The following is a 13,210-nucleotide window of genomic DNA, read 5'->3' as shown; positions in this document are numbered from 1 at the left end:
TCAACAGAGATTCGATTTCAGGGCAAGCCCTTTTTCTCGCTTCCTCCTCAGAAAACATTTTGGCGATCAGTTCCCATCGGGGACCACAAGCCTTCAAGTCCGGTGGATTGGATTCCAGTGCGCGCTCACTAATCTCTAGAGCCTTATCAAATTCACCGGAGCGATGGTAGTTTTCAATCTGCGTTGCCAAATCCTCTTGATGATTATCATTCGACATTTGTCTGTCTCCTTTCAGATGTTCGCAAGAAGAGCATGGAATGTAGACATATAGAAATACATAAATCACCAAGACTCCAATCGTGGTCGTGTGCCTAGGTGATTTCGACAGAGTATTAGCCGCGGATCTGCGTTCCCTACACAAATAAAGCATAACACACGATTCACTATTAAGCGGTTCTATCCGTCCGTCTTTCCCTTATCAAATCAATTCGGCGCAATGCGATGTCAGCTAGCAGCAGAAATGCAGCGATAATCAGCAGCGGTCGCCAGAGATGAATGCGACGAACAACCGGCTGCTCCGGTGCACGAAGCGCGTCTTGTGGTGAAGGGGTAAACTTGCCACCGGAGGTAGACGCAAGCTGTTTCAGGAGGGTTTCGTTGGCGCGGTGGACAAGGTATTCATCAGGGTAGGAAACAACGGTGCCGGTGACCTGTGTGTTGACCGATTTGCCGTGTTGTTTCTGCATGATGTTGACAAAATACGCACCCATCTCGTCAACGGGAAAATCGATCTCATATTTGCCCGGTGCCATCTGCGTGATGTCGAGTTGCTTCTTTTTTAGGTTCGGCGGAATCAGGGAGATGTCGCTTTCGAGGTTATTCAGAAAATCCCCGGCCTCGTTCAGGGCATCAATGGTGAGATGCGCAGTCCCCTTCTCCTGTTCGATTCGAGCTTGAAAGTTGCTGACCGTTGACTTGCGCATGGTGTCGCGTACCAGTTGTGTCCAAAACTTGCCGAATCCCGCCCATTCCAGCCAATCCGCCGCCCACCGTGCCTTGGCGTCCGAAGTAAAAGCAACGGACTTACCCAAGCCGTACTGCCAGCCTGCTAACAACGGGTCGCCGCGGTCTGAGACAAGGAAGATTTCGGCGGTCGGCTTTGGTTGGGTCGAAATATAGCCGAGTAGAAATGGTGCTAGTTCAAGGTCGACCCCCTGCAAGACCTGTGTGAGTTTAATAATCTGCGGGATAAACGGTTCATCAATGATAGCAGATTTGGAGGCAGTGATGGTCTCTTTAGCAAAGATCTGTGGGATGTTATAAGGGTCCTGCGTGAAGTATTCTCTGCCCCCTCCCCAATTGGCGATGTTAGACAGCAAATTCATATCGGCACCGCTACCGATGCCAACGGTGGACACGGTCATCCGCTCGGCACGCATTGAATTAACGATGCCATACCAATCCCCCGGACTTGATTGACCGTCGCTTAGAACAATGACATGCTTGAGTTTCGCAGTGATCTCAATCAGGGCGAGATACGCCTGCTGGAGTGCAGGATAAAGATTTGTTCCACCACCCGCGCTGATTGACCCAATCTGATCAGAGATGTAAAAGTTATCAGCAGCGGTTTGTACTTCCGCAATCCAGTGTGGCGAACCGTCAAAGGCAATGACGCCAATTTTATCGCGTCTGCCAAGTAGTTCGATTGTCGCACGTGCAGCGTCTTTTGCCAGTTCGATTTTTATACCACCCATACTTCCCGATTTGTCAATCACCAGCACCATCGCAATGCTTGGCGTTTCCTTCTTTTTCTCTGTATCGGTACGGACAGGCAAAATCTCCTCAATCGGGGTTTTGTAGTAGCCACCGAGTCCAAAGCTGTTTTCACTCCCCAGCATCATGAATCCGCCTCCGAGGTCTTGGACGTAGGTGCGAATCAGTTCCATCTGCTTCTGATTTAGGCGATTGGCGGGGACATCGCTGAAGATGACCAAATCGTAGTTTTGTAGGTCGGATAATTCGCTAGGAACGCCCAAGCCGTTTCGGACATTCACCTGAATTTCTGCGTCCTCAAGGACACGCGCCAGATAGCGGGCTTGTGACTCGTTTTCATCGATCAGGAGCACTTTGGGCTTGCCAGAAGCGACAACAATACCGAGTGCGTGGTTATTATCGTAACGGGTGTCCTGAGTTGCCGCACAAATCGCATCGTATGTCATCATACCGCTTTCGGTCGCAGTCTGAGAGAGACGGACCCGATTTTCGCCGACCTCTAGCCGAACCGTCTGTTTCGCCACCTCAAACTTATTTTTATGCAGTCGCACCTCGGCGAAACCCTCGCGATTGCTGTGGACAAACACCTCCAGATGAAACGGTTCTCCCTGTTTGACCTGCATCGGTGCATCAATGCGCTCAATCATGACTTCGGGGGCATCGCTTGGGAACATGGGCACGGCGTAGATCTGTACCCCAAAGGCTTTCCCGCGCAATCCGGCACGCAGCACATCACCGTGCGTCTCAACGCCGTCGCTGATCAGGACAATGCGTTTGTTGGCATCTGCGGGAAAAATGCCCCACGCTGTTTCAATCGCTTGAGCGATGTTTGTGACAGCCCCTGCTTTTTCGTCTTCATCAAGCCAATACCCCTTGATTTCAGCGAGATCCAACGTCTCATCGGATTTCGATTGAAATTCCCGAATCACCTGTGTCTTCCCTGTGAAAGCCATCACACCAACTTGCTGGTCGCTTCGGTTATCCATCGCTTCATCAATATAACGCTGCGCCTCCTTTAATCCCTCCCCTGAGATACTATCTGAAATATCGGCAAGGAAAATGACCGCCACTTTTCCACCGGACGTTAGATATTGAACACCGGCGAGGCTGCAGATGAGCAGTACGATAATTAGGGCTCGTAGAATCAGGCTGACGATGCGTTGCGGCAGCGAAAGATCGACGAGGCTTCGACGATAACCATAATAGAGGAAAGGTATCAGCAAAAGTAGCAGAAGTGCGAAGGGGCGGGCAATTTCCATATTAGTCTATTCGCCTCCGTTGATATAGAAACCATTCGACAGCACTTAACAGCACCGCGATCAAAACTAGATAAATCCACGGCGGATAATGCAAGAGCGCAGCACCTCCTAATACAACCTCTTCCTCCTCCAATAGATCCTCCACTCCTTCTGCCGCGTGGATTTGTGATTCTGCCATATCGGTCAAATTGACCGCCCAGACCTCTTCACCTTCACCAATTTTTAGTTCATAGAAGCCCGCCACTGAGGTTTCATCAAAGAGCAGTTCACCCTTTTCAACAGGTATCTCCCACGACCCACCTGTCGGTCCCGTGATCGTGACGCTTTCAATTGCGGAGGCTTCGTCGATCTGCTTTTTCAGTACCTCTCCTGTCTGGAGGTGATATTCTTCAATGTCCGATTTTCCCTGAAACCACTGGATCGTATTCGCAACGATCAGCGGAAAAGCGATACGCAAGGGCAGGTCAGATTTTAGGGTGTCAGTAGCAACAAAAACGATTCTTCGATTCTGACTCTCCTCAACAATCAGCAACGGATCTTCAAATGAACGGACAAGTACATTCGCCGTAGCCGGGACTTGGACCTGATACGCTTCGGTTATCTGGACATTATCCAAATGAACGTGGCGTAGAATCAGGTGGTCACGCTCCCACTCTGTAATGATTGGGGTCTCCAGCGATTCGCCGATCTGCCAAATCGCTCCTGCTTTTGGAGGGTAGATGAGCATATAGTTGCCATCACCAAGCGTCGGCGGATTATAACGGTCAAAAATGATAACCTCATATTCTACCGCACCGGGGTCGTATTGGTCGGGAGCAACGACGGTCAGATCCAATTTTTCATCAACAGCGAGCGCATTTTCGAGGAATGGGTTGTCCGGCGTGACAAGTAGGACAGCGATTTGTTCACGTTTTGGCAGCGCAGCATAAGCAACGTTGTCGGTAGATAGCGCGTCTTCTACATCTAGCACAGCTTTTAGTTTACCACCTTCCATCGTAAAGTTGGTAAAGAGTTCGGATTTGCTCTCGCCGGGCGCGAGGGTGTAAGGACGGACATCAAGCAGCGCGTCGTTGAGGTAAAGTTCAACGTTGAAGGACTTTTCCTCGACTGACGCATTGAGAACTGTCAACAAGGTTTGGTAATCAAAGGCATTGACCAGACTTTTCCGCACGCGAAACTGTGTGATTCCGACATTCTCCTCCTCGCCAAGATTAACTGACAAAAGGCGCACCTTCGCATCTGAAAGTTGGGCATCAGGGTTATCCCGCTGTGCGAGAAGTGTGTCGGGAATTTGATGAAAATCGCTGAGGACGATAATCTCTGGATTGGGTTTGGTCTGCGCCACAGAATGGGCAACCGCCAACGCGGGCTGGAGGTCTGTTTTCACATCTGTGGGGACAATCGACTCAATCGCGCCACGTAGCGATTTCTGATGATTGGTGAACGGGCTATGAATTGTGGGTTGGGTGTGGCAGCTGACCACCATCATTTCGTCGATAAAGCGGAGGTTATCTACCATCCGCAATGCCTCCTGCTTGGCGGATTCCAACTCGCCGAATGATCAATAATCAGAATAATCTGCCGTGCCGACTTGGTCATGAAGGCAAATTGTGGTCGGGCAAGCGCAAGGACTAAAAGTGCGAGGAATAGCAGCTGCAGCAAAAGCGACAACAGATGCTTCAATTTTTGAAACAGGGATGTTGTCTGTTTCTCTCTGAAGATCTGTTCCCAAAACAGTAGGGTGGACACAGGTTCGCGGCGGCGACGTAATTTGAGGATATAAAGCGCTACAATTGGTGCCGCGAGACCGAATAGCAGAAATGCAGTTGGCGATAGGAAGTTCATGGCGCACCGTTAAGACACGAACCCACCCATCCGAAAGATGCGCAGGATCAGTTCATCGAATGGCAGTTGGGTGCTTGTCCGAATGAAACCGATTTCGCGCTGAAAGCAGTATCGCCTGAGATCATCGCAATACTGCTGGAACAACGCCTTGTAGCGTTTGAGGTGATTTTCATTGATGGTTACTGGACGGAGCTGATCCGTCTCTACATCAACGAGATGGTAATCGCCTCGCAAATTGGGATTGGATTCTTTTTCGTCAATAATGTGCACCACAAATAGGTCATGTTTCTGGAACTGCAACACGTTGAGGCCGTCTGTGAATCCGCGTGGATCAAAGAGATCGGAAATCAGCACAATCAATCCGCGTCTTTTCGTTGTATGCACAAAATTGCGGAAAGCGTTTTGCAGATGGGTCTCGCCGGCACCATCAATCCGATCCAGAAAATCAAGCACCGTGAAGATTTTTCCTTTTCCACGCTCAGGCGGCAGCCGATTCAAATCTCGATCCGTGAAAGCGGTGATGCTGATACGGTCTAAGTTGGACAGGCTGATATAGGCAAGTGCCGCAGCCACACGCTTGGCGTAGAGCAATTTCTGTGGTTCGCCGTAGGTCATCGACTGGCTGGCATCAACAAGAAAGTAGATGTGCAGGTCTTCCCGCTCCTCATAAAGTTTCAGCAGAAGTTCGTCCAAACGGGCAAAGGCGTTCCAGTCGATATAGCGGAAGTCGTCCCCGGCGGTGTAGTTACGGTAATCGGCAAACTCGACACTGACCCCGCGTTGCGTGCTACGTCGTTCTGCCTTGATTCGCCCTGCAAAGATTTTCTTGGAAACGATGTACAGGTATTCCAGCTTTTTCAAGAACTCGCCATCGAAGGCGGATTGGGTGTTGTTCATGGCAGGAAACTCCAGCGGCAAGTTAGCTGCGCAGTCTTTAGTGGTCTGTACGGCGACCGGTTCGGCGACCCACGTAAATGCCTAGTAGAAAAACACCTATTAAAATGAGAGGTAGCGACCAAGGTGAAGAGGGAAGTTTGCTTAGCAATAGGTCACTTAGCCCTGCTTTTTTGGTCATTTTCATCGGCACGTAGTGGTCGCCACCGGCAACAACTGTGACCGGTTTGCCAGTGCGATCGCCGTATCCGGCCTTGTAGATACAAACCAGATAACGACCGGGAGTTAAAATTAGCGTGTAGTCACCATTGCTATCTGTCGTTGTTTCATATTCGGAAGCTCTACTACTGACAACAACAACCCGAACCCCTTCGATTGGGAGTCGCGCCTCAGTTGTATCAACGATGTTACCACGAATTGTTCCTGTCGTTGGGGCTTGAGCAAACGCAGCCATGGGAATGGCCGATAGAGCGCATAGAGCTAGAATAAGACTGAGCCGTTTCATGTTTTTCTGTTCCAATTGATGATGTATCTCTACTGAATAAACTCTAGCAGATGTCGGACAATCTGATTCGGGGCAATCCGCCTCAACCTTACAATTAAGGCAGAGGTGGATTGAGCATTGTTCACGATGAGTGGAGGTGTGCATCAAGTACAGTTTCGCTATCGGTTTCAGGATTAAACGTAAGCACCCCTTCAGCTTGTGCAGCACTCAGCAATCGCAAATCAGAAGTGATTACACCAAATTATTATCTGCACGACCAAAGGTTGTGACAGCCTCCACAGCGGATTGCAAGATTAAAGCATCAGTCGCATTCAGAGAATATTTCTCAATTAGCTGATATGAAGCCTCAATCAAAGAATTTGTTATAGAAACCAATGAGAAATGGTCATCGTCAAGCACTTCTGACCGGAAGTTACTCATCGCTTGTGTGAAAACAACATCGGTCAAAATACCAGCATTTTTCTTGCGAACGAGTATCGAAATAATCTCGCCTGTGCAAATATGAAGGCACATCGTTCGCGCATGAGTAGATCTGGTAAAAAGATTATTCACAATCGGCGTACCAACCTCTGTCGTATATCTCTTTGCCAATGCGCTTGCGTCCCAATAAAAGTAATCCATCGCTATTCCTCACGCATCTCAATAATACCTTGACTGAAGATGTTGTCTTCCGCTTTCACGCCACAAGCTGCAACCAGAACACCCATTTCTTCAAAGGCTTTGGCAGTAAGGGGTCGAAGTTTTTCTTTATCGACAAACTGTATTGTCGGTTCAAGACGAAGTTCTTCTAACGCTTGCCGCACCTCCGCTAACTCCCGTTCAATCCGCTCAGTTTTTATTAGCAATTTGTCTATGGTTGTTGTCATAATTGTTATTCACTTCTTCTCTGAGATGTATAAAGATTCATACGGTGAAGGTTAAGTGAAGCATGTCACTTGCGACTAGGTAGCACTCATTTATCAACACTTTGGTCTTGCAACGGGATAATGTAATAGGTCATACCGTTGATCTCTCTCTCCACTGAACCTTTGGGAAGTTGGTTCATGTTCGGAATTGTATCTACAGAAGGTAGGTCTTCTGGCACAATGGAAGGCATCTTTTGTCCGCTTTCCAGTTTGCTGATACGTTCTTTAAGGGCTTCAATCTCTTTTTGCAGATCTTGGATCTGTGAGATGAGCACTTCCGTTGTCGGTTCAGATGCCTTCTCATCCCCCAAAATTACGGAATTGAACGCAATCAACGATGATTGTTAGTAGCCGACCCATTTTCATGCGCTTTCCCTCCTTCGGTTTTGCTCTAGTAATGCGTCTATTTTCTACTCAGTAACCTCCAACAGATGCTTAATAATCTGATCAGGGTCAACCCCCTCTGCTTCGCCTTCAAAGCTGAGGATGAGCCGATGGCGTAGGCTCGGCAGCGCAACCGCTTGGATATCTGCCCGTGCGACGTTGTAGCGCCCATCCAAAATGGCTCTGACCTTGCCCGCAAGGATTAACGCTTGCGCGCCGCGGGGGCTTGATCCGTATCGGACATACTTTTTGGTCAGTTCTGGCGCGTCCTCCGATTCGGGATGTGTGCCTAACACGATGCGGAGGGCATATCTACGCACATCTTCTGCAATGAGGATATCACGCGCGATTTCTTCCAATCCGTTGATCTGCTCGCCATCACAAACCTTTTCGACCAGCGGCATCTCCCGCTTCGTCGTGCGCTCCATAACGAGATCGAGTTCATCAAGGCTCGGATACTCGACCTTGAGTTTGAAGAAGAACCTGTCCAGTTGGGCTTCGGGGAGGGGATAGGTGCCCTCCATCTCCAATGGATTTTGCGTCGCCATGACGAAGAACGGTCGCTGTAATTTGTGTTGCGTACCTGCAACCGTCACAGATTTTTCCTGCATGGCTTCGAGCAGCGCCGACTGTGTTTTGGGCGTCGCACGGTTAATCTCGTCGGCAAGGATCAGATTCGCAAACACAGGTCCCTGCTGGAATTCAAAGAATTTACGACCGCTTTCGTCTTCGGCGACGATGTTGGTGCCGATGATGTCTGCGGGCATCAGATCTGGTGTAAACTGTATTCGGGAGAATCCGAGATCGAGCACTTCGTGGAGTGTCCGAATCAGTAGCGTTTTCCCCAGACCGGGGACACCCTCCAAGAGCGCGTGTCCGCCCGTCATGAGGCAAATTAGCACACCCTCAATAATCTCCCGCTGTCCAACAATCTGCCTGGAAACCTCGCGCTGGATACGATCGAAGGTATCCCGAAAGTCCTCGTATTGACTCTCAAGTTGCACTGAATCCGGATGAAATTGGGATTGATCTGGTGACATTTGACTCGCGGAACATAAAACGCGGTGAAATCATCTTACATATTATGTTTTATGCGTCACGCCTCCTATTCCTCTTTCGGTTTGATGGATTCAAAATATCGCTTCACATAGAATCTGTAACCTAACGGGATCTGTTCTTGAGAAAGAGCGTCCTCAGAGAGCTTGTGGTATTTGGTATAGACCTCTTTATAACTGTCTTCTGCGTTTTGTCCATCGATGGAGGTTTCGGGATTTCCATCAATAAGCACTTCTGTGGTTTCGACTGTGGATTCCCCGGCACCTTGCACACCTGTAATCTGTTCCAAGTGACGGAAGGAGTCAAGGTTGGTCAGAACACCGAATGGATTGGGATCTGTTCCGGTGCCTATGCCGTTGTTGCCTGAACCACCACCGCCGTTGCACGCCTTGCCAATCCCTGCTTTGCAAGCTTGGCATTGGGCTTGCAGTTTTGCCAGCAGCCCATCCCGTTCCTTTGCAAGTGCACAGGCTAATAAATTCTCACATCCATCTTGGAGACGTTTTTCGGCTTCCTTTAGATTATTTTGTGCCAGTGCGGTTGAGGCTTTCGTCAATTGGTTTCCAAAAGCCCCTATCTCTGTTCCCTGTACGCTCGCACCACCCCGTTGGAACGCGTCAACAATGTTTTGGCGTTGCTCAGAATCGAGTTTGCTGAGTTTGTTGGACAGATTGAAAAGACGTTCTGCCGCCCTGTCATATCGCCCTTCCTTCAAAGCATATCCGAAATCGCTTAAGTTGGGGTTGGCGATAAATTGTTCTCCAAGCTCCTTCATGAGTGCATCTACCTTAGCAACACCCACCTTATCCATCTTTGCCGATAACATCTCTGTCATTTCGGTCAACTTGGCAAGTGCTTCTTTCGGCGTAATTCCTGTTCGCTTGAGTTCAAGTGCTTTCTCCTCGATCCCCTGTAATGTATCTTCCAGCCCAACCTCTTCGGCTGCCTTTTCGGATTCTTTGATCTGTTTTAGCAGGTGATCGGTTTCTGCGGCTATCTGCGGAGAATAGTCAACTGTCGCCGGTGCTTCGGGCGGATCGAAAAATTCGATGAAAGAGAGCGCCAAGCCCACGACCACAATCAAGGCAATGAACTTGGTTTCGCGTGGAATGGAATAACGCACAACCTCTTTTGCAGCTACCAATTGCAGCCGGTCAGAGGTATCTTTGAGTTGTAACGCCGTCAGCATCTCATCGGTCTGACGCTGAATAAACTCCAGTCCACTCACAGCACGATCTTTCAGGGCTGCTTTGAGGTCAATTGTCCGGGCAGCTTCATGGAGATTAATTGGGCGCAACAGACTCACGATTAACCCGATGGCGGAAAGACTGAGCGCGCTCCACAGTAGGATGAGGGGAGAAATATCAAACGTCGCAATGAAACTATCAATGATAAACAACGGCACACATGCCAGTAAGCCGTAACATAGAAACCTTGCNNNGGCGTACGCTGCGAATCTTTTCGAGAATCAACTTTTCAGGCATCTGTCTGGCTCCTTTCTGATTTTGGATAGCAATTAAAGATTAAACTGCGTTCATATCGGAATGTGCATTCTGTTCAACAGTTACTCCACTTTCTCTGCGATGAGTCGAATGACCGCCGCCGTTCCTTTGTGCATCCCTTCATCAAGTTCTATGACGGTGTCTTCATAGTAGAGTATCCGTAACGACTTGAAGTGTTCTAAGAGTTCGTTAGGTTTTATGAGGTAGTCAGGGTTTCTTGGACCAAAGCTGCTGGTTTCCCTGTATTTGAGGTGATCAATTGAGAACTGCTCAAGGATAAACATGCCACCCGGTTTGAGCGCGTCAATGATTTGTGGGAAGATTGACGGTTCGTAATAATAGAATTTTGTGATTAGGTCAAACTGTCCTGTACCCATATCATAGTCAGTCAGATCGGCAACGACAGCGTTGACTGTTGTGTTCCTTTCTTTCGCCAACTTGTTGCATTTTTCGATAGCGACTTCGGAAATATCTACGCCTGTAACATCAAACCCGTTTTGGGCAAGATAGACCGCATTCCGTCCTTCCCCCATCGCCAAGACGAGTGCTTTCCCCTTCTTTAACCCATCCAGCTTCTGCTTGAGGAAGGCAGCGGGTTCTTTGCCGTAGATATACATGTCGCGATCATAATCAGATTCGCCTTCTCCTTGCGATGAGACGATTGGGCTTAACAGAAATAGCCCAACGGTTGTGATAATGATTGGATAGATCATAGTTTCTCCTTGTATTCTCATTCCTCCACCGACTGTTGAATCGTCGGCGAATTTATATATTCCAAATCCTCAAATGGGAAGCCATCCACGTCCGTCAACCACAACTGGAGTTTCCATCCCCACCGCCGTCCACAGAGTTTGACGAGGATGCTGTTTTCCCCGGCTTGGAGCGTCACGGGGACCGTGTGTTGATTATCAGACATAGGCTGCTGGTCCTGGTTAATTTTGGAAACCTCTTCCCCGTTGGACCAAACTTTCGCGGGGTTGTGGGCGGAGATCCAGATTCGCGCCTGCCGTTCGTCAGGAGCATTGACCGTCGTCCAAGCGTAGGCAAGTACGGTGTCAAGTTGAGGATTTGGCTGTTCCATGTCCCCTAGTACCGGATTTAAATTCCCGAAACCAAAAATCGGTGCCAAATCAACGATGCCATCAAGGGTTTCATCCGCTCTCTGTTCCCAACCGATTTTTCCATCTGTGCCTTCGTATGCCGCAGTCTTGTTGATCTCCACGGCATCCTCCGGTATGTAGGCTCTATTATAGCCGACACCGCCTGCATTGTCAAAGGGACCGAGAATCCACCACGCGCCTTCAGGCACAACCCCCGATTTCCGCATGTATCGTTCCGCTTCTTCGGCCTGATTGCGTTCGTGGTAGAACGTCGACAACACCAAATTTGCGTGCATCCGTTCAGTTGCATCAAGGAGTACAGTTCCCGTTAAGACCTCCATCAGCTCTATAAACCGTCCCTCATCCTTCACATTTTTGCTCGCCCGCTTCAGATGCGGCCATATCGTTGTTGTATCGAAAGGATTATCAGGGTTGGTCAGTGCTCGTTTGAAACTCTTCTCAGCTTCCTCATATTGTTCGTTAAGGAGGTACGCCTCTCCCAACAGCGCGTCGTAATGTGGGTTAGGGTGTGTTTGCGTAACACGTTTGGCGAATTCAAGTGCTTTTTCGGGCATGATCTCCTTTCGGAGCAACTGTTCCGCAAGACTGTAGTAGTCCCAATTGCGTCCACCCCGATCTATTTCTTTTTGACGGAATTCAACCCATTGAGTGTAAGCTACGCTCGCTTTTTCTTGATTCTCGACCGCTTTGTAAGCATCTCCGAGCAGTTCATACACGGTTGCATTTTCTCCAATTTGTGATGCAAGCTCTTTAAAAACAGCAACTCTTTCGCCTTTCTGTTTTTCATCTTCGTAGATACCCCAGAGTAAGCGGAGCGCTGCCTCACGTTCAAACTCTTCCGTAGCTGGTCCGGCAAAGTCACGCAGCTCTGCGACGGCAGTGTCGAGCTCGCCTAGCTTCTTGTACACTTCAATCAACAGCCACCACTTCTGGAAACGGTCGCTAGGCTCATCTGCCAGTTCAATGAGGTGTTTGTAGAGAACTTTCGCCTTTTCAGGAGCGGTCTCGGTATACAGCTTTGCCAACGGTGCTAAGATAACGGTGCTATCAGGATTCAACTGGTTAGCGCGTTCGTAAGCGGCGATTGCCTTGTCGTGCATATCGTTCCATTCGTAGGTTTGCGCTAGGGCGAAGAGAGCATCCGGATCCTCGGGATTGTTTTCAACAGCCTGCGTCCGCTCGGCAACCATCTTCTCATGCAGATTGCCCGCCCTGTATGCCCTGCGCATCCCATCTCGCGCTATCTGTCGCATCCCATCATCCTGAGCGGTATTTTCTAACTCCTGATAGGCATTCATCGCCTCTTCATAGCGTTCCATGCCGATATAGCTCTGAGCAAGCATATTATACAGTTGTTGGCGCTCGTGACCACCACCGCCGTAACGTCCAGCATGCATGATAGCGTCTTCAATGAACTTAATTGCCGGATTGTATAGCTCTCCCTCAAGGCAGATACTCCCAAGTGCTGTCAAACGCCACATATCTTGATTCCACTGTATGTCAGCAGAGAGGGCAGCTTCTCCCTCATTCAATATTGTTTGTGCCAGTTCCTGTTCGCTATTCTTATTGAAAGCTGCAGCTGCGTAGTAAAAGCTCCGAATATTGCCGGGTTGGACTTTGCCAAGAGCTTGGTAGCTTTCGGCAGCTTTTGCATAGTCCCCACGCGTCCGGTGGATTTCGGCAGTTATTTCGAGTCTCGTTGAATCTTCAGCTGTTTCCCCGCCCTGCGTCTCGAAGTAGGTGAGAAGGTCATCCAGCTTGCCCTGATTCCGATAGGTATTAATCAGGGATTCGCGTGCTTTATCGCCGGCAAAGTAGATCTGGAAGCCCGTTGGACCTGACCAATTTATAGACATGCCACTTAAACCGGACCGGGATAGGGTTTTATAGAGGTCAATAGCGGTATCGATCTGTCCCAGTTGCGCATAGATTTTTACCAACTCTGTAGAAACCTCATTTCTCTCCCAGCTCTGCGTGGTCATGTCCATTGCTTTCTTATAGGCTGCTGCAGCTTGTTCCCATTCGC

At 49.2% G+C, this 13,210-nt stretch carries 12 protein-coding genes; all 12 read right to left on the bottom strand.

Annotation, left to right across the window (positions count from 1 at the left end; all coding sequences use genetic code 11):
• The coding region (locus tag J4G02_21135; protein ID MCE2397029.1) for a hypothetical protein at positions 1-217 on the bottom strand (217 nt) is incomplete at its 3' end.
• Positions 218-386: 169 nt separating this feature from the next.
• A complete protein-coding gene (locus J4G02_21130) occupies positions 387-2,972 on the bottom strand; it encodes a VWA domain-containing protein (protein MCE2397028.1) in 2,586 nt (861 codons plus the stop codon).
• A gap of 1 nt (position 2,973) precedes the next feature.
• Positions 2,974-4,491 carry a VWA domain-containing protein gene (locus J4G02_21125; GenBank protein ID MCE2397027.1) on the bottom strand — a complete coding sequence of 506 codons (1,518 nt, stop codon included), beginning with the start codon at positions 4,489-4,491 and terminating at the stop codon, positions 2,974-2,976.
• Positions 4,485-4,817, bottom strand: coding sequence for a BatA domain-containing protein (locus tag J4G02_21120; protein ID MCE2397026.1), 333 nt, complete (start codon positions 4,815-4,817; stop codon positions 4,485-4,487). The genes J4G02_21125 and J4G02_21120 overlap by 7 nt, the downstream gene beginning before the upstream one ends.
• A gap of 9 nt (positions 4,818-4,826) precedes the next feature.
• A complete protein-coding gene (locus J4G02_21115) occupies positions 4,827-5,714 on the bottom strand; it encodes a DUF58 domain-containing protein (protein MCE2397025.1) in 888 nt (295 codons plus the stop codon).
• 37 nt (positions 5,715-5,751) lie between these two features.
• Complete coding sequence (locus J4G02_21110) at positions 5,752-6,216, bottom strand: carboxypeptidase regulatory-like domain-containing protein (protein ID MCE2397024.1); 465 nt, start codon at positions 6,214-6,216, stop codon at positions 5,752-5,754.
• 231 nt (positions 6,217-6,447) lie between these two features.
• Complete coding sequence (locus tag J4G02_21105; GenBank protein MCE2397023.1) at positions 6,448-6,837, bottom strand: type II toxin-antitoxin system VapC family toxin; 390 nt, start codon at positions 6,835-6,837, stop codon at positions 6,448-6,450.
• Positions 6,838-6,839: 2 nt separating this feature from the next.
• The gene (locus J4G02_21100; protein ID MCE2397022.1) at positions 6,840-7,082 is read right to left on the bottom strand and encodes a hypothetical protein; all 243 of its coding nucleotides are present in this window, start codon (positions 7,080-7,082) and stop codon (positions 6,840-6,842) included.
• Positions 7,083-7,168: 86 nt separating this feature from the next.
• Positions 7,169-7,456, bottom strand: a complete 288-nt coding sequence (locus tag J4G02_21095) for a DUF5320 domain-containing protein (GenBank protein ID MCE2397021.1) — start codon at positions 7,454-7,456, stop codon at positions 7,169-7,171.
• Positions 7,457-7,531: 75 nt separating this feature from the next.
• The gene (locus J4G02_21090) at positions 7,532-8,545 is read right to left on the bottom strand and encodes a MoxR family ATPase (protein MCE2397020.1); all 1,014 of its coding nucleotides are present in this window, start codon (positions 8,543-8,545) and stop codon (positions 7,532-7,534) included.
• A 1,580-nt stretch (positions 8,546-10,125) separates the two neighbouring features.
• The gene (locus J4G02_21085; GenBank protein ID MCE2397019.1) at positions 10,126-10,776 is read right to left on the bottom strand and encodes a class I SAM-dependent methyltransferase; all 651 of its coding nucleotides are present in this window, start codon (positions 10,774-10,776) and stop codon (positions 10,126-10,128) included.
• Positions 10,777-10,793: 17 nt separating this feature from the next.
• Positions 10,794-13,210 (bottom strand): tetratricopeptide repeat protein (locus J4G02_21080; protein ID MCE2397018.1); only part of this gene is annotated, 2,417 nt, incomplete at its 5' end.

The organism is Candidatus Poribacteria bacterium (assembly GCA_021295755.1).
GTDB lineage: Bacteria > Poribacteria > WGA-4E > WGA-4E > PCPOR2b > PCPOR2b.
The sequence above is the reverse complement of the archived record's forward strand: the minus strand, read 5'-3'. Positions and strand labels throughout refer to the sequence as shown.

Excerpts from the sequence above, each read along its gene's own strand:
- J4G02_21115 (MCE2397025.1), bottom strand. The coding sequence starts at position 5,714 with ATGAACAACACCCAATCCGCCTTCGATGGCGAGTTCTTGAAAAAGCTG.
- J4G02_21090 (MCE2397020.1), bottom strand. The coding sequence starts at position 8,545 with ATGTCACCAGATCAATCCCAATTTCATCCGGATTCAGTGCAACTTGAG.
- J4G02_21130 (MCE2397028.1), bottom strand. The coding sequence starts at position 2,972 with ATGGAAATTGCCCGCCCCTTCGCACTTCTGCTACTTTTGCTGATACCT.
- J4G02_21100 (MCE2397022.1), bottom strand. The coding sequence starts at position 7,082 with ATGACAACAACCATAGACAAATTGCTAATAAAAACTGAGCGGATTGAA.
- J4G02_21110 (MCE2397024.1), bottom strand. The coding sequence starts at position 6,216 with ATGAAACGGCTCAGTCTTATTCTAGCTCTATGCGCTCTATCGGCCATT.
- J4G02_21125 (MCE2397027.1), bottom strand. The coding sequence starts at position 4,491 with ATGGTAGATAACCTCCGCTTTATCGACGAAATGATGGTGGTCAGCTGC.
- J4G02_21120 (MCE2397026.1), bottom strand. The coding sequence starts at position 4,817 with ATGAACTTCCTATCGCCAACTGCATTTCTGCTATTCGGTCTCGCGGCA.
- J4G02_21085 (MCE2397019.1), bottom strand. The coding sequence starts at position 10,776 with ATGATCTATCCAATCATTATCACAACCGTTGGGCTATTTCTGTTAAGC.
- J4G02_21105 (MCE2397023.1), bottom strand. The coding sequence starts at position 6,837 with ATGGATTACTTTTATTGGGACGCAAGCGCATTGGCAAAGAGATATACG.